Origin of the sequence: Daejeonella sp. (assembly GCF_030695525.1) — a bacterium.
GTDB lineage: Bacteria > Bacteroidota > Bacteroidia > Sphingobacteriales > Sphingobacteriaceae > Daejeonella.
Map to the genome: position 1 here is coordinate 66,511 of NZ_JAUYSS010000008.1, position 15,514 is coordinate 82,024.

Annotated in this window: 15 protein-coding genes; 9 read left to right on the forward strand and 6 right to left on the reverse strand. The window is 39.8% G+C overall.

Annotated features, from left to right (window positions below; all coding sequences use genetic code 11):
* Positions 1 to 18 precede the first annotated feature (18 nt).
* Positions 19 to 1,158 (reverse strand): carbohydrate-binding family 9-like protein, encoded by a 1,140-nt coding sequence (locus tag Q8S11_RS00830; RefSeq protein ID WP_305660177.1) that lies wholly within the window; start codon positions 1,156 to 1,158, stop codon positions 19 to 21.
* 229 nt (positions 1,159 to 1,387) lie between these two features.
* Between Q8S11_RS00830 and Q8S11_RS00835 the strand changes: the two genes are divergently transcribed.
* The 6 genes from Q8S11_RS00835 (at position 1,388) to Q8S11_RS00860 (ending at position 5,424) form a co-directional block, all read left to right on the forward strand.
* Positions 1,388 to 2,941: a M20/M25/M40 family metallo-hydrolase gene (locus Q8S11_RS00835; RefSeq protein WP_305660178.1), complete on the forward strand. Its 1,554-nt coding sequence runs from the start codon at positions 1,388 to 1,390 to the stop codon at positions 2,939 to 2,941.
* A 107-nt stretch (positions 2,942 to 3,048) separates the two neighbouring features.
* Positions 3,049 to 3,354, forward strand: coding sequence for a helix-turn-helix transcriptional regulator (locus Q8S11_RS00840; protein ID WP_305660179.1), 306 nt, complete (start codon positions 3,049 to 3,051; stop codon positions 3,352 to 3,354).
* An 83-nt stretch (positions 3,355 to 3,437) separates the two neighbouring features.
* Positions 3,438 to 3,674, forward strand: a complete 237-nt coding sequence (locus Q8S11_RS00845) for a thioredoxin family protein (protein ID WP_305660180.1) — start codon at positions 3,438 to 3,440, stop codon at positions 3,672 to 3,674.
* A gap of 4 nt (positions 3,675 to 3,678) precedes the next feature.
* Complete coding sequence (locus tag Q8S11_RS00850; RefSeq protein WP_305660181.1) at positions 3,679 to 4,062, forward strand: rhodanese-like domain-containing protein; 384 nt, start codon at positions 3,679 to 3,681, stop codon at positions 4,060 to 4,062.
* Positions 4,063 to 4,071: 9 nt separating this feature from the next.
* Positions 4,072 to 5,046, forward strand: coding sequence for a permease (locus tag Q8S11_RS00855; protein ID WP_305660182.1), 975 nt, complete (start codon positions 4,072 to 4,074; stop codon positions 5,044 to 5,046).
* 99 nt (positions 5,047 to 5,145) lie between these two features.
* Positions 5,146 to 5,424 carry a hypothetical protein gene (locus Q8S11_RS00860; RefSeq protein WP_305660183.1) on the forward strand — a complete coding sequence of 93 codons (279 nt, stop codon included), beginning with the start codon at positions 5,146 to 5,148 and terminating at the stop codon, positions 5,422 to 5,424.
* A gap of 4 nt (positions 5,425 to 5,428) precedes the next feature.
* Here Q8S11_RS00860 and Q8S11_RS00865 read toward each other — a convergent pair whose 3' ends face one another.
* Positions 5,429 to 7,624, reverse strand: coding sequence for a radical SAM protein (locus Q8S11_RS00865; protein ID WP_305660184.1), 2,196 nt, complete (start codon positions 7,622 to 7,624; stop codon positions 5,429 to 5,431).
* A gap of 187 nt (positions 7,625 to 7,811) precedes the next feature.
* On the opposite strand from Q8S11_RS00865, the gene Q8S11_RS00870 reads away from it, so the two are divergent.
* Positions 7,812 to 8,654: a S1 RNA-binding domain-containing protein gene (locus Q8S11_RS00870; RefSeq protein ID WP_305660185.1), complete on the forward strand. Its 843-nt coding sequence runs from the start codon at positions 7,812 to 7,814 to the stop codon at positions 8,652 to 8,654.
* 85 nt (positions 8,655 to 8,739) lie between these two features.
* Positions 8,740 to 9,333, forward strand: a complete 594-nt coding sequence (locus tag Q8S11_RS00875) for a hypothetical protein (RefSeq protein WP_305660186.1) — start codon at positions 8,740 to 8,742, stop codon at positions 9,331 to 9,333.
* A 20-nt stretch (positions 9,334 to 9,353) separates the two neighbouring features.
* On the opposite strand, the gene Q8S11_RS00880 is transcribed toward Q8S11_RS00875, so the two are convergent.
* Both Q8S11_RS00880 and Q8S11_RS00885 read right to left on the reverse strand, forming a co-directional pair.
* Positions 9,354 to 10,616, reverse strand: coding sequence for a TCR/Tet family MFS transporter (locus Q8S11_RS00880; RefSeq protein WP_305660187.1), 1,263 nt, complete (start codon positions 10,614 to 10,616; stop codon positions 9,354 to 9,356).
* 76 nt (positions 10,617 to 10,692) lie between these two features.
* Positions 10,693 to 11,154 carry a MaoC family dehydratase gene (locus Q8S11_RS00885; RefSeq protein ID WP_305660188.1) on the reverse strand — a complete coding sequence of 154 codons (462 nt, stop codon included), beginning with the start codon at positions 11,152 to 11,154 and terminating at the stop codon, positions 10,693 to 10,695.
* A 134-nt stretch (positions 11,155 to 11,288) separates the two neighbouring features.
* Here Q8S11_RS00885 and Q8S11_RS00890 point away from each other — a divergent pair, with 134 nt between their 5' ends.
* Positions 11,289 to 12,395, forward strand: coding sequence for a DUF3810 domain-containing protein (locus tag Q8S11_RS00890; RefSeq protein ID WP_305660189.1), 1,107 nt, complete (start codon positions 11,289 to 11,291; stop codon positions 12,393 to 12,395).
* A 286-nt stretch (positions 12,396 to 12,681) separates the two neighbouring features.
* Here the strand turns inward: Q8S11_RS00890 and Q8S11_RS00895 are convergent, their stop codons facing one another.
* Both Q8S11_RS00895 and Q8S11_RS00900 read right to left on the reverse strand, forming a co-directional pair.
* Positions 12,682 to 14,073: a putative oxidoreductase C-terminal domain-containing protein gene (locus Q8S11_RS00895; protein WP_305660190.1), complete on the reverse strand. Its 1,392-nt coding sequence runs from the start codon at positions 14,071 to 14,073 to the stop codon at positions 12,682 to 12,684.
* A 73-nt stretch (positions 14,074 to 14,146) separates the two neighbouring features.
* Positions 14,147 to 15,421, reverse strand: coding sequence for an MFS transporter (locus Q8S11_RS00900; RefSeq protein ID WP_305660191.1), 1,275 nt, complete (start codon positions 15,419 to 15,421; stop codon positions 14,147 to 14,149).
* Positions 15,422 to 15,514 lie beyond the last annotated feature (93 nt).

A 15,514-nucleotide genomic window follows, 5' to 3' on the forward strand; every position in this document is an offset into this window, starting at 1 on the left:
TGAAGGGATAGGAAGTTGTTATTTAGACGTCCGATTCCTCAGTTGTACCAGTCCCTCGTTATTTACACTGTAAACAAGATCATCACTACTGATAAATACCATAAACTGATGAGTACCTGCCTCCATCCATAATTTGTTTTCCTTTCCCCCGACCAGAAATATAGGTTCACTGATTCCCAATTTACCCAAGTCAGAAGCATATACCTTATGTTTCTGATAATAATCCTGCTGCAGATAATATACATACCAAAGATATTTTTTTTGCTCTTCACTATATGGGATAGTAAATGAATTTTTAGAACTACCGGATGGCTTATTACTAAATTGAAGATAAGCCCAGCGCTCAGGGAAATGCATATTGATCACACCTTGTGGCGACCAGACCCAATTGTATTCTGGTAAATTCCTGCCATCTGCTCCTTTCAATTTGACATATTTTCCATCTACCACTTCAGTCTTCCATTGTACTCTGGAAAAATTGATCCGCCAAAAATCACCGTCAGCAGGTATTTTTGGAGAATTGCCCATAGTCACTGCCCCAAAAGGGATAAACATCTCTACAGTCCAGCCTTTATCAATATCTGATGGATTATTTAATGTTCCCTGAATTTCTACTGCCCATTGCATTCCGGGAGCGTTATAAGCAATCAAAGCTCCACTTCCATTCCGATATGGCTTAGGCATAAACAAATCGAACATAGTATTCAAGGCATTAACTTCAAATTCATAATAGCGATGTGTATCATTATCGGGATCAATGAATACTTCAAAATCATTGTCATAAAAAACGATATCGTCATAGTTCTTTAAATATGCCCATACATGAGGCTCCAGAAGTTCGGCTGCAATGTATAATCCTTTACTATCCCAGGTCATCTTTGCGCGGGTATTCCAGATTGGCCGGGGTTTTCGGTCAGCTTCGATGTCCTGAAAATTATCTGTCCACTCCACATTTCTCCAGGCCTCATCATCCAGTTTACCATCAATTTTTGGAGACTCCGCATTAAAGAACACGGTATATTTTTTTGGAGTAGAAAGCAAATCTGCTTTACCTGTAAATTTCGGCTGTGCACTCCCGGGGGAAATAATTAAGAAAGTGAGAAGGAATGTAAACAGTAAATAAAAAACCTTTTGAGGATAAAAAATTTTGATGGGCATTGTAGTAATTCTATAAATTTCAAAAACAGCGAAGTTTATTCTTCATAATTAAGATGTATGACGTAAGATATGAATCATTCTAAATATTTAAAGGAATTCTATAAATAAGAAAAAAAGACATGAATTATCGGGCTGCCAAAAAACTGATGTTCAAGCCCGTATAATTTTCATTCTTCTTGCTTTTTAATATCTTCGCAGTCCAGAACCAATTTTAAAACATCTTAAATTCATGAGAAAATCAATTAAGCTCTTAGCTATAGTTCTTTTATTTTCAAGTGGCATAACTTATGCCCAGAATAATGATCCGGTTGTGCAAAGGATTATTAAAGAAGCGTATGAAAACTCACAATTGAAAAAGCTTGCCCATGAGCTGACTGATGGAATCGGCCCAAGGTTAGTTGGAACCCCGCAAATGAAACAGGCCCACGACTGGGCTATAGCAAAATATGAGAGCTGGGGTATTCCTGCAAGAAATGAAAAATGGGGAGAATGGCGTGGATGGGAAAGAGGCATAACCCATATTGATATGATTCACCCGCGTACAGAGTCGCTTGAGGGAATGCAACTTGCATGGAGTGCTTCAACGCACGGTAAAACGGTTACTGCAGAAACGATTATACTGGCCGATCTTTCCGACTCGATTGCATTTCAAAACTGGTTACCTAATGTCAAGGGTAAATTCGTTATGATCTCAATGCAGCAGCCTACAGGAAGGGATGACAGAAACTGGGAAGAATTTGCTACCAAAGAATCTCTTGAAAAAATGAAGACCGAACGTACTGATGCTACAAATGCATGGCGTAACCGACTTGCTAAAACCGGTCTAAATCCAAAAGCATTGGCAATAGCGCTTGAAAATGCGGGAGCCGCAGGTATTTTTTCCTCCAACTGGTCTGCCGGATTTGGTGTTAATAAAATATTTGGTGCTCAGAGCACAAAAATCCCAACAATTGATCTTTCTCTTGAAGATTACGGAATGCTCTTTCGTCTAACTGAATCAGGAGTTAAACCTAAAATTAATTTGCGAGCCGATTCAAAACAATTGGGAATGGTACCCGTATTCAATACCATAGCTGAAATCAAAGGCACTGAAAAACCAGATGAGTATGTTGTTCTATCTGCGCATTTCGATTCATGGGATGGAGGAACTGGAGCTACAGATAATGCAACCGGAACAGTAACCATGCTCGAAGCGATGAGAATCCTTAAAAAAGTTTATCCAAATCCAAGGAGAACTATTCTTGTTGGCCATTGGGGTAGCGAGGAACAGGGCTTGAATGGTTCCAGAGCATTCGTTGAAGACCACCCGGAAATTGTCAGAAATATTCAGGCACTTTTCAATCAGGATAACGGAACCGGAAGGGTTGTTGATCTCTCGGGTCAGGGATTTTTACATGCTTACAGTTATTTGGGCAAATGGTTACAGGCAGTACCAGATGATATCAGATCAGAAATTAAAACCAACTTCCCAGGTAGTCCCGGAGCTGGCGGGTCTGATTATGCATCCTTTGTAGCTGCAGGTGTTCCTGCTTTTTCATTAAGTTCATTAAGCTGGGCATATGGTACTTATACCTGGCATACCAACCGTGATACCTATGATAAGATAGTATTTGATGATGTTCAAAAAAATGCAATTCTGACAGCGATCATGGCTTACAAAGCAAGTGAAGATCCAACACCGGCATCACGCGAAAAAAGCATTCTGCCGATAAGTCCGCGTACCGGCCAGCCAATGTCATGGCCTGCCCAACGTAGCCCGATTCGTAAGGGTGGTGTGAATTAAAAACCAATTCGCTGTTCGACATGTTCCGCAGGGCATGTCGAGCAGCAAAATGAAGATATTATTTCAAATAATGTTCGTATATTTACGAACAATAAATTATCGAAAGAATGTCAGGCAGTATCAAAACCGATTATTTTACCTCTGAGCAAGAACTAGCAGCAAGATTTGCTAAAGCCATGGGTCATCCTGTTCGGATAGCCATTTTAGAATTGCTTAATTCTCAGGCCTGCTGTTATCATGGGGATATGGCAGACGAACTTCCCGTAGCAAAGTCAACCCTTTCTCAGCATTTAAATGAACTTAAAGAAGCGGGGCTCATACAAGGCGAAATTACACCTCCATCAACAAAGTATTGCATCAACCGGGAGAACTTCAATCTCGCTAAGACCCTGCTCAACAAGGTTTTAAACTAATTTTTTTTAAAATTAGTTCGTAGATTAACGAATATGAAATATTTGTTCGTAAATTTACGAATTGAATCCTTAAACCAGACCAAATGAAAGAGATAAAAGTATTAGGGCCGGGTTGCCCAAAATGCAAAACCACCTACAGCAATGTGCTTGAAGCACTGAAACAAACCAACATTGAAGCCAATGTGGAGAAAGTGGAAGATATTGAAGAAATGATGAAATACAATATTCTGATGACTCCGGTTTTGATGATTGATGAAGAAATTAAAATCAAAGGCAGAATAGCCCAGGTAAATGAAATTATTGAACTCCTGAAAAAGTAAATTAATGGAAAATCAAACTTTAGTCAAAGAAATATGCCCCACAACTACCCAGGAGTGGATAAAAAACGGAGCATTATTAGTTGATGTTCGTGAAAAAGAAGAAATAGATCAGCTAGCGTATGAAGTACCTAATATCATCAATATACCTTTAAGTGATTTTGAAAATCGGTTTTCTGAAATACCTAAGGATAAAGAGGTAATTATGGTTTGCAAAAGTGGTATTAAGAGTTTAAGAGCAGCAGGCTTTTTGGTAAACAAAGGTTACACGAACGTAGTAAATATGCAACACGGTATTATTCGTTGGGTACAAAAAGGATTTCCGACAAAAGGGGATATTTCTGCTGTAACAGGTAACGACTCTTGTTGTTCCACTTCAGGTTGTTGTTAAAAATTTTTTATGTTCGATTGGATTCAACATTTTGCCGACTGGCTGATATATTCAGTCTTTGGAATTGCAGCAGATAGCCACCTCGGTACTGCCCTGAATTTCTTTGTTTACGATACATTGAAAATTCTAATTCTTCTGTTTTTGATTGTTTTCCTGATGGGCATTGTGAATGCGTATTTGCCCATTGAAAAGTTAAAAAATTTCCTGAACAGAAAAAAGCTTTACGGTTTAGAATACTTTTTTGCTTCTGTTTTCGGGGCAATTACACCATTCTGTTCCTGCTCTTCCGTCCCCTTATTTATTGGCTTCGTGCAGGGTGGCATTCCATTAGGGGTAACCTTTGCTTTTCTTATAACCTCGCCATTAGTCAACGAAGTGGCCATTGCGATGTTTATTGGAATGTTTGGTCTGCAAGCAACTTTAATTTATGCTGCCTCAGGTATCTTACTGGGTACAATTGGCGGTTGGTTATTAGGAAAATTCAATCTTGAACCCCTTCTATCGGATTGGGTAAAGAAAATTTTGGAAAACAAAATGCAGCAAAGCGAATATGAAGAAGCAAAATTGACTTTTCGCCAACGCTTACCTGAAATAACCCGGGGAGCCTGGGAAATAGTAAAAGGTGTTGTTTTATACGTAATCATTGGTATTGCCATTGGTGCAGCCATGCATGGATATGTGCCTGAAAATTTCTTCGGTCAATACTTAGGAGGTGGTCAATGGTGGACAGTTCCGCTTGCCGTATTAGTTGGAATACCCATGTATGCTAATGCGGCAGGGGTAATACCTGTTATTCAGGTATTTGTGGCCAAAGGTGTTCCGCTTGGAACTGCCCTTGCATTTATGATGGCAACAGTTGGCTTATCCATTCCGGAGGCGACATTACTTAAAAAAGTAATGTCATTGAAACTGATAGCTATATATTTTGGGATTGTTGCATTCTTTATCATTTTTTCAGGATTCTTGTTTAATCTTATTTTATAAATTTTAAAAACTGAAAACAAGACATATCCCTTCGATGATTAATTGAAAGTATTGGACTAATATAAGCGGGTTTCAAACCCGCATCATCTATTATTCGACATGCGCTGCGGAACATGTCGGACAGCCGATCCGGGTGATGGAAGTGGAAAATGGGTATCCGTAAAAAATAGTGATTCATACATCCAAATAAATGCAGATGGATCCCTCTCTGGTAATAATTTTACTAATTATAAGCAGTACAGGGTAATCGATGATCAAAAGATTGAATTCGTTCATCAGAATGGCACAGCAACAATTCTTAATTATAAACTCAATGGAAATTCACTTGAAATAAATGGAGCTTGTATCGAAGCATGCGGCTCGCGCTTCAAAAAGTGAAAATTTAGAGTATCAACAGGTCGCCATGCCTGAGAGTATTAATTGCTTTTCCGTACCAAAAAGGTTCGAAATCTATTTTTAGGCAATTTTCAAAATCGGCTTTTGCCTTTTTAAATGTCATAAGTTCTTTATTTTCAGGACCTGCATTAGTTAAAAAATCCATCAGCCAATCAGCCTGAGCTTTTTCGATCTGAAGGTTAAAGCTCCCTTTCTTATCAAAGAACTTTAGCTCGGCCATTTCCCATTGCCTGCCCTTTTTACTTTTGCTGAAATAATCCACTACAGGCTTGGTTCCGAGCCAAACTACTTTTGCATCGGGTTTTATCAGCAATGATTCTTCTTTCGACAGGGACTTTAGAATAAATTCAGGATCAACCTTAGTTTCAGGTACTTTATGTTCAAACCATTCCTGCAAAGGGTAATCAAAACAAATTCCATGCATATAATTAAACAAGGATTTTTTTAAGCCATAACTAAACAATTCATGATCAGTTCCACTTTTATCAAGATGAACAATGTCATTATTTGCGAAGGTGCCACCAGTGCTGCAGGCTTTTTCAACTTTGAATTTTTCAGGGTACATTCCCACCGGACTATGAGCTGTCATCGCAAACTGATGCCAGAATGCCGACTGAAGCACACCTGCCTCAAACATTTGTCTTACCATTTCCAGTGAATCGATGGTCTCCTGAGCAGTTTGGCTTGGGAAACCATACATCAGATAAGCATGAACCATAATCCCTGCTTCAGTAAAATTATGACAGACCCTGGCTACCTGTTCAACCGTAACCCCTTTTTGGATTAACTCCAGCAGACGATCAGATGCTACTTCGAGTCCGCCCGAAATGGCAATACAGCCTGAAGCTTTTAACAGTAAACAAAGATCCCTTGTAAAACTCTTCTCAAAGCGAATGTTTGTCCACCAGCTTACAGTTAATTTTCTCCTGATAATCTCCAAAGCAAGTGAGCGCATCAGGGCCGGTGGTGCCGCTTCATCGACGAAATGAAAACCCCGCTCACCAGTCTGCTGAATCATTTCCTCCATCCTGTCGCAAAGCAGTGCGGCAGCAACAGGCTCATAAACCTTAATGTAATCCAATGAAATATCACAAAAGGTACATTTTCCCCAATAGCAGCCATGAGCCATAGTCAGTTTGTTCCACCTCCCATCGCTCCACATCCGGTGCATGGGGTTGGCTACCTCAATAACTGAAATATATTTATCAAGCAGCAGATCACTATAATCAGGTGTACCTACCTCAAATTGCTTGTAGTCGGGAGAAATACTGCTATTGCAATACTTCAGCTTTGAATCGACAATTGCAAAGGTCCGTTTCAGCTCATCCAGACCACGCTTCCCGTCAACATATTCACATAGATGCTCGATAGGAGCTTCCCCATCATCCAGACAGATAAAATCGAAGAATTCAAATACTCTTACATCCGAAACTGATCGCAATTCGGTATTTGGGAAGCCCCCACCCATTGCGATCTTAACTTCAGGATAATGCAACTTGATCCATTGGGCAATCCGAAAAGCGGAATAAAGATTTCCGGGAAATGGTACTGATAATGACACAAGTTCAGGATTCAAATTTTTCATTTTCTCATCCAGAATAAGCATAAGCATATTGTCAATAAATGTCTTATCAAGGTGTAAGGCTTCGTATAATTCATCAAAACTGGATGCAGAACGTCCCAAACGCTCAGCATATCTGCTGAATCCAAAATGGGGATCTATACATTCTACAATCAGATCAGAGATGTCTTCCAGATATAGGGTGGCCAGGTGTTTAGCCTTATCCTGGGTACCCATGGTACCGAATGCCCAGTCTAGCTCGTCCAACTGCTTAAATCGTGAGGCTTCGGGCAGAAAATCTTCCTGACAAATCAGGTGTGAAAGTGTTGGATTATGTCCCTGCAAGAAAGATATCACTGCATCAATAGTATTAATATAATGTGATTTGAGGGCAATGATTCGCTTTGAATTTTCTGAAATAGTATTGGTGTGAATGATTTGATTGAACATGTCATCCAATCCGACGCTTGAAAACAGTTTCAAAATAACTTCAATTCCAAGATCAGCCTGATGTGAAGAAATGCTTTTTGTATTAAGGAAACCCTTCAGATATGCCGTAGCAGGGTATGGCGTATTTAACTGAGTGAAGGGTGGAGTTATTAAAAATACTTTAGTTGCCAAATCCTGAAATGTTAAACCGTGCAATTTGCTCCAAAAGCAATGATGATTTATATTTTGTGTTTAATCCTTAAACATGCAAAATTACGATTAAATACCCGGCTCAGGAATTAGGTTTATGATTGCAGTTTGCATAGATCATTTCAATCGTTAACAGTTTAGTATCTTTGAAAAATATTAAATTACAACCATGATAGAGATCGGCAAATTCAATGAACTAAGGTTTATAAAAAAGACTGAAAATGGTCTCATTTTGACTGAAGGAGAGAAAGAAGTTCTGCTGCCCTACCTCTATGCTCCGGAAGGGGCAGAGATTGGTGATAACCTTCATGTTTTTGTTTATATCCATAGCGATGGCCGTTTAATGGCTACAACAGAAACTCCAATTGCCCAGGTTGATGAATTTGCTTTTCTTGAAGTTGTTGACGAAAATGAAAACGGTGCTTTCATGGATATGGGCATAGGTAAAGATGTATTTGTTCCGAGCAAAGAGCAAAGGCGCCCAATGAAGATTGGCCAGAAATACGTTGTTTTCCTTTATAATGATGAAAAAACTGAACGCATTACGGCATCGTCGTACCTTAATGATTTCATTAATCAGGATGAACATGATTTTGAAGAGGGGGATGAGGTCAGACTACTGATCACGGATGAAAGTGACCTCGGGTTCAGTGCCGTCATTAATCAACGGTTCATGGGACTTATTTACAGGAATGAGGTTTTTGAAGACCTTAAACCCGGAGATCAGAAACGGGGATTTATAAAGAAGATTCGTGAAGGTAATAAAATTGATCTCAGTCTGCAGGTGATTGGATTCAAACATATACTTGACCTGAAAGACAGCCTGATGATCGATCTTCAGGAAAACAATGGATCAATTCTCCTGGGAGACAAGAGCTCACCTGAAGATATTTACAATCGGTTAAAAATTAGTAAAAAAGCCTTCAAAAAAGCCATTGGAAGCCTCTATAAAGAACGTCTCATTAGCATAGCCGATCATGAGATAAAACTAGTCCCGCAAGAAAAAGGCTGAACCATGGAGCTATAATTGCTTGTTTTTCTCAATAAAAAGCATTATTATTATATTCAGGTAAACTCAACATCTATTCAAAACTGAAATGAAAAGAACGATTTTTGTCATTGCTCTTATAAGTCTGGGACTTACACTAAAAGCTCAAAATGCAATTCCATCTGCCGCAATACAAATAAAAACTGCTGAATTAGCCGCTCCTGCCGACAAGCGCGGGGCTTCAAGTGTTTATGGCTATTCTGAAAAGGGAGAATTTATTCTGCTCAGAAAAGGGACTAATGAAATGATCTGTCTGGCAGATGATCCCAAAACTCCGGGCTTAAATGTGGCCTGTTATCATCAGGATCTTGAACCCTTTATGAAAAGGGGACGTGAATTAAAGAGTCAGGGTAAGACTCCTAAGGAAGTGACTGATATCCGTGATCATGAGGCAAAGAGCGGGTGGTTTCCTATGCCCAAACAACCTGCAAGCTTATTTGTTTATACCGCCAAAGCTGAAAATTTTGATCCAATGACCGGAACTGTTAAGGATGGATATCTGAGATATGTGGTTTACATCCCTTATGCTACTGCAGAAAGCACAGGACTTCCACTAAAACCTGATGTACCGGGTATGCCCTGGCTTATGGATCCGGGAACACACAGGGCGCATATCATGATCAGTCCGCCGCAGAAAAACTAAGCGGTCCTTGTGTTAAATAGTTAATGAGCCGGGCTTATTGGTTCTTCGTTATGGATAGTTTTTCTGTTCAAAAAGGCCTCCTTTTTCATGCTTCTCGCTGCAACAACAGCACTGATAAGCATTAATATTGCTCCGGCAAAAAATGGAGCACCCGCAAATTTAACATCCCCTTCGGGCCTTGTAAACCAGGCAAATAAATTGGTCATGAGTAAAGGCCCTACAATAGAAGTCGCACTCATTAAACTGGTTAATGCTCCCTGCAGCTCACCCTGTTCATTTTTAGGAACATTGCCTGAAATAATAGATTGCAGAGCAGGGCCAGCGATACCACCCAGACAGTAGGGAATTAAAAAGACAAACATCATCCAGCCTTCTGTAGCGAAAGAAAACAGGAACAGACCCAGGGAATATAGCCCTAAACCGACATAGATACTTTTCTCATCACCCAGTTTTGGATTAATATACCGGATTAAGCCACCCTGTACTATCGCAATAAGCAAACCAATAACAGTTAATGAAATCCCCATTAGGGTATTGCTCCATTGAAATTTCTCTATGTTGAAAAAGGTCCAGGTACTTTGAACAGCATGGCCTGCGATATAGACAAATATCAGGGAAACAATCAAGCCACCCACACCTTTGTACTTCTTTAGCTGGATCAGAGAACCGAGTGGATTAGCTCGCTTCCATTCAAAAGGTCTCCGGTGTTCTTTTGCAAGGGATTCAGGAAGTACAAAATAGCCATAGATCAAATTCAGGAATGTCAGTCCTGCTGCTGCCATGAATGGAACCCTTGGTCCAAACTCCCCTAAAAGTCCGCCCAAACCTGGACCAATAATAAATCCCAATCCGAATGCAGCCCCAATCATTCCGAAATTTTTGGCCCGGTTTTCAGGAGTACTGATATCGGCAATATAAGCCGTAGCTGTGGTAAAACTTGCACCAAATAGCCCGGCAATTAACCTTCCGACAAAAAGCCACCATATCGTAGGAGCCATTGAAAGAAATATATAATCAATTCCGAAACCTAAGAGGGATAATAATAAAACAGGTCTTCGTCCATACTTGTCGCTCAGATTACCAATTATCGGGGCGCACACAAACTGCATAACAGCATAAGCAAAAGTTAGCAAACCAGCCCATTGGGAAGCCTCGCTAATACTCCCCTGAATCAATTCTTCTATTAATTGTGGGAAAACTGGGATAATTAAACCCAGCCCAATAACATCCAGCAATAGGGTAATAAAAATAAAACTGACAGCAGCTTTACGGGATTTGGGCATAATTTCCTGTTCAGATTGTTAGGCGGCGAACTTAGTCATAATTCAGGGAAAATATTTATCCTCATGCAAATAGACATTAGTCAATAAAATGGTATAGGAATACTAGTTCTCCTTTAAAAGCAGGTTTAATTTGACCCTGAATCTCGAGTTCAACACCTAGGACAGCCTTGGTTACACCTCTTAGGTTTGCAATTGAAACCAATTTCGCTTTCAGCCTTACCTGAGAATTCACAACAACAGCTTGCGCAAATTTGAGATTCTCAATACCATAGTTGATCTCCATTTTCAGGTTTCTAATATCAGCAATCTGTTTCCACAGATATGGAGTGAGGGAGATGGTAAGATAACCATGAGCAATCGTTGCCTTAAAAGGCCCCTCAGTAGCCGCCCGCTCCGTATCAATATGTATCCATTGATGATCAAGAGTGGCATCAGCGAATTTTCCAATCTGATCCTGAGTAATTTTATGCCAGGCAGAAACACCCAGTTCCTGTCCCAGATAAGATTCAAATTCAGTATAGTTATTAATTATAAGCATATTTAGAAGGCATTTATCGGTAAATCGGCTCTTTATTTAAGCAATTATTCCAAAGTTAATATTTATTAAGCGATGATTACTCCCCTGTCTGAAACAGGAAAATTGCTTCGGGATATAAATTGCATATTTATAGCATGATTCAGAAAGACTCAGATAGGAATCCGAAGCTAAAATTAATCAGCAGCTTACTTCTGCTGTCATTAATCATACTCATTTTCCAGCAAAAATCTCAACCTGAGCTGGTTGAAAAATACTATTCTAACTGGATCTATCCACAAATTCGCAGCGGACTTCAATTCATTTTCAATCCTATCCCTTTCAGTCTGGGAGATCTGCTCTATTTGCTACTGAGCATCGCAATAATAATATCCATTTTTAAGTTTTTAAAACTATTTTTCTTTCAGAAAAGACGCTTAGACGGAGCAATAATTGGTCTTAATATGATTATTTCCCTGGAATTACTCATACTTGTTTTCTATTTATTCTGGGGGCTAAATTATTTCCGTCTGTCAGCAGTAGAAAGACTGAAACTGACCGGCCCGGAATATTCAAATGAGGAGCTTTACAAAGTTACCACCATTCTTATTGATTCTGCTAATTCCATCCGCTCGAAAATAAATCCGGAACAATGGCCGCAAACTGAACATGAGCTTTACAATGCATCTGCCATAGCAATAAAAAACCTTCCTCCACCATATAATGCAGCTGTATACCCGATTCCCAAAACAAAGAATTCCCTTCTTAGCCCGCTTCTGGATTATTTCGGGACTGCCGGATACTTTAATCCATTCACCGGCGAAGCTCAGATCAATTCAGGAATGCCAATATATTTAAAACCCTTTGTTGCCTGCCATGAAGCGGCACATTCTATGGGCTATGGTGCCGAGGATGAGGCTAATTTTATTGGCTTTATAAGTGCAAGTGGGTCGGATAATCCAATGCTCAGATATTCGGCTTACTACCTGGCTGCACAGGAATTTATGTTTGAAACTGGCAGATTGGATACCCTGGTATTTCAAACTCTGAAAAGCCGGATTTCAGAATCTTTTTTGGCTGATCTGAACAATGAAAGAGCCTATTGGGAGGAATACAGGGGTATGACCAGGAAATTCAGTAATATCTTTTACGATAATTACCTCAAGGCCAATAAACAACCCGATGGAATGAAAAGTTATAACCGGATGATCATACTGACTATGGCCTATTATAAAAAAAAGGGAATGTTAAAGCCCCTAAATTAACATGAGTTCGATTTCTGGAAGGGGCAGCAGCAGTGCCGGGCTGCCCCTTCCGATGAAAAACAGCCCCAGGTAAAATAAACCTTGCCGGAGGAAGTATCTTCCGGCTATTTAGTAATTTGAAATAAAACGCGATTTCTTGCCGGAAATACTCCTTAGGAAAGGGCTGAAATAGCCAATAACACACAGGTATTGGTTTCAAAAATCAATTATTGCGGGTCCAGAGCCGCATCAAATCATTTATAAACGTATTTTTACCCTTCCTTAGATCGAAATCAGGTCAAATTCATTATTTTCCTAAAGCTACTTCCCTTGCCTTAGTTGTTGTATAATATTTAGCGAGCATATTCGGTACTTCCCATGCCGGTAACTTTCCATCTCTCAAATACTGAAAGTATGCTTTGGCTACCTGAGCAAAATGATCTTCGTGTCCAACTTTATACTTTTCAGGTATAATTACTTCCCAGCCTGTTGAATTTTTCTTTAATTCAACTCCAGGATATTTGTCGTTGATCTTTTTAAGATCATCCATGATGGCAATTTCAAATGCTTTCATATCGGAACCTGCAGCAGGCTCAATGTACAATACCGGCTTAAAATTCTGCTCCTTACCCTGTTTTATAATAACGCTGGCCTTAGTGCCACGCATTACTGAGAAATGAGTATCTCCGGTTCCTTCAGGTGCCTGGAAATCCCATGTTACAGAAACTTTTGCATGTATTCCTTTCAGGCGGTAGTTTATTTCACCGTTTGAGTAAGGATACAATACGCCATCTTTGACATCAGCTTTCAGATATTCCGGAAACTCTTTCTTCAAGGTAACCTTTTCAAATTGCGGGGCTGTTAATTTAGTACTCCATCTTTTGGCTGAAACAATCTCGATATCCTTTTTATAGTCCAATACCTGATCAGGAAAACATTCCCATTGTACCAGATCAACCAGATGGGTCGTAATATCAGTGATTCCTTCTCCCTGTTGCTTAACATCAAAAAACCAGGCTGGTCTTACAAGCGGTTTTCCGGAAACATTCTTAAAGAAATAATGAACACTAATTTTCGTAACCGATGGGTTTTCAGGACTGCCCTTTTCCAGCTCTCCAAATGCCGGAAGATGCGCAAACTCCTTTTGAAGGATGCTATTGATCTCAAAGCGCTCGGTCATAATATCATAAAGCAGCACTTTATTTTTCTCGGCTGATTCAAAAGCCTGAACCAGCGTATTAAAACCTTCGGTATCGATGGCCATCGGTTTATCGGCCAGTACGTTTAAACCCGAATCAATCGACTGCTTGATATAATTGGTCTTAAACTTATTGTTTCCGGCAATAACTACGACATTACCAGCCTTTTCCTGAAACATCTTTTCAAGGTAATCATCACCGGTATATACCTTTTGTTTCCAGTTTGTAGGATCTTCTTTTCTTTTGTTATAAGAGCTGATCAGATTCAGATGAGCCTTGACTTCATCCCCATAAGGGGCATATACATGCACTAATGAGTCAATTTCCGGAAACTTTGACTTCTGTAAAAGAGCGGAATGAAAATGTCCGGGATCCAGTGTAATCAGGCGAATTTCAGGTTCCTGAATTTTTTCAGGTTTGTTTACACAGGATGTACCAAACAGGATCATACAATTAATTAACAGCAGCTTTTTTAAATTATTGAAATCAGTTTTTATCATTTGTATAGCTTTAAATTAAATTTATTCAATTTTTTGATTGTAAGTCAGATTAGCCTAAAATTTCTCTTACCTATTATATAATTTTCTCTAAGCTTATTGATTTTAATTTAGGCGAAAGTAATTGTATTCCTGTAAAGGCAATCAGGTAGGCACACCCTGCGAAAATGAATAAGGAAACATAGCTTCCGGTCGTTTGTAACAGAAAGCCGCCTATAGTAGCACCGAACATCCCGCCAACTGCACCCAGCATACTGCCTATGCCCACAACAGAACCCACTACCTGTTTGGGAAACATATCGGTAGTAAGTGTAAACAGGTTTGCAGACCAGGCAGAATGTGCTGCCAGAGCCAGCCCTATGAGGCCTACAGCAAGCCACATTTCCGAAGTCTGTGCTGCAAAGTAAACCGGAATAACACATAATGCTGATGCAAACATGGTAGTTTTACGACTTTTATTGACAGACCATCCACGCTTAATTAAAGCAGAGGAGGCCCATCCGCCAATTATGCTGCCAAAATCAGACATCAGATAGATTATGATCAGGATAGGGCCAATTTTCTCAATACCAATTCCGTAGTTACTAAAAAAAAACTTTGGCAAAAAGAAAAGGAAAAAGGAAAAAATAGGGTGAGTCATGAATGCACCAAAGGCAAAAGCCCAGGTCTGCCTGTACCTCAATAAGTGCAGCCAGGGAATCTTTATCTGAGGTTCCACAGGATCACTTGTTATGTATTCCAGTTCTGCCTTTCCAAGTGTTGGATGATCCTGTGGTAAGTGGTACATCATCATCCAGAAGATTATCCAGACAAAACCTATTGCTCCGGTAATGACAAAAGTCATCTGCCATCCGTAATTAATAGCGATAAATGGAACGACCAGAGGGGCAACAATTGCACCAACACTCGCTCCGGAAACAAAAATACCTGTTGCCAAAGCCCGTTCCTTCCTTGGAAACCATTCAGAAACGGCCTTTAAAGCTGAAGGAAAATTTCCGGCCTCACCTAAGCCAAGGAGAAAACGAACTGCTGCAAATCCAAAAAGGGAAGCAACAAGCGCATGCATCATTGTGGCGATGCTCCAGAATCCTATCGCAATTGTAGCTCCCATACGGGTTCCGATTTTATCGAGCAGGTGTCCCATAAGAAGGAAACCTATTGCATAGGCCGCCTGAAAGGAGGAAACAATAAAACCATATTCTGAATCAGACCAGGCGAATTCCTTTTGAAGCTGCGGTGCCAGAATACCCAGAACCTGTCGGTCTACAAAATTAATTGTGGTAGCCAGGAACAGCATTGCGCAGATCTTCCAGCGGTAAATTCCAATTCCTGGCTTTGAAATTATAGTCATTATTTCCTAATTTTTAATACCAAATCATTTCAATGAAATGAAGCTGAAATGTAAAATCATGATTTACCACTATCAAAAATTGAGAAAATAAGG

Excerpts from the sequence above, each read along its gene's own strand:
- Q8S11_RS00830 (WP_305660177.1), bottom strand. The coding sequence starts at position 1,158 with ATGCCCATCAAAATTTTTTATCCTCAAAAGGTTTTTTATTTACTGTTT.
- Q8S11_RS00835 (WP_305660178.1), top strand. The coding sequence starts at position 1,388 with ATGAGAAAATCAATTAAGCTCTTAGCTATAGTTCTTTTATTTTCAAGT.
- Q8S11_RS00840 (WP_305660179.1), top strand. The coding sequence starts at position 3,049 with ATGTCAGGCAGTATCAAAACCGATTATTTTACCTCTGAGCAAGAACTA.
- Q8S11_RS00845 (WP_305660180.1), top strand. The coding sequence starts at position 3,438 with ATGAAAGAGATAAAAGTATTAGGGCCGGGTTGCCCAAAATGCAAAACC.
- Q8S11_RS00850 (WP_305660181.1), top strand. The coding sequence starts at position 3,679 with ATGGAAAATCAAACTTTAGTCAAAGAAATATGCCCCACAACTACCCAG.
- Q8S11_RS00855 (WP_305660182.1), top strand. The coding sequence starts at position 4,072 with ATGTTCGATTGGATTCAACATTTTGCCGACTGGCTGATATATTCAGTC.
- Q8S11_RS00860 (WP_305660183.1), top strand. The coding sequence starts at position 5,146 with ATGCGCTGCGGAACATGTCGGACAGCCGATCCGGGTGATGGAAGTGGA.
- Q8S11_RS00870 (WP_305660185.1), top strand. The coding sequence starts at position 7,812 with ATGATAGAGATCGGCAAATTCAATGAACTAAGGTTTATAAAAAAGACT.
- Q8S11_RS00875 (WP_305660186.1), top strand. The coding sequence starts at position 8,740 with ATGAAAAGAACGATTTTTGTCATTGCTCTTATAAGTCTGGGACTTACA.
- Q8S11_RS00880 (WP_305660187.1), bottom strand. The coding sequence starts at position 10,616 with ATGCCCAAATCCCGTAAAGCTGCTGTCAGTTTTATTTTTATTACCCTA.
- Q8S11_RS00885 (WP_305660188.1), bottom strand. The coding sequence starts at position 11,154 with ATGCTTATAATTAATAACTATACTGAATTTGAATCTTATCTGGGACAG.
- Q8S11_RS00890 (WP_305660189.1), top strand. The coding sequence starts at position 11,289 with ATGATTCAGAAAGACTCAGATAGGAATCCGAAGCTAAAATTAATCAGC.
- Q8S11_RS00895 (WP_305660190.1), bottom strand. The coding sequence starts at position 14,073 with ATGATAAAAACTGATTTCAATAATTTAAAAAAGCTGCTGTTAATTAAT.
- Q8S11_RS00900 (WP_305660191.1), bottom strand. The coding sequence starts at position 15,421 with ATGACTATAATTTCAAAGCCAGGAATTGGAATTTACCGCTGGAAGATC.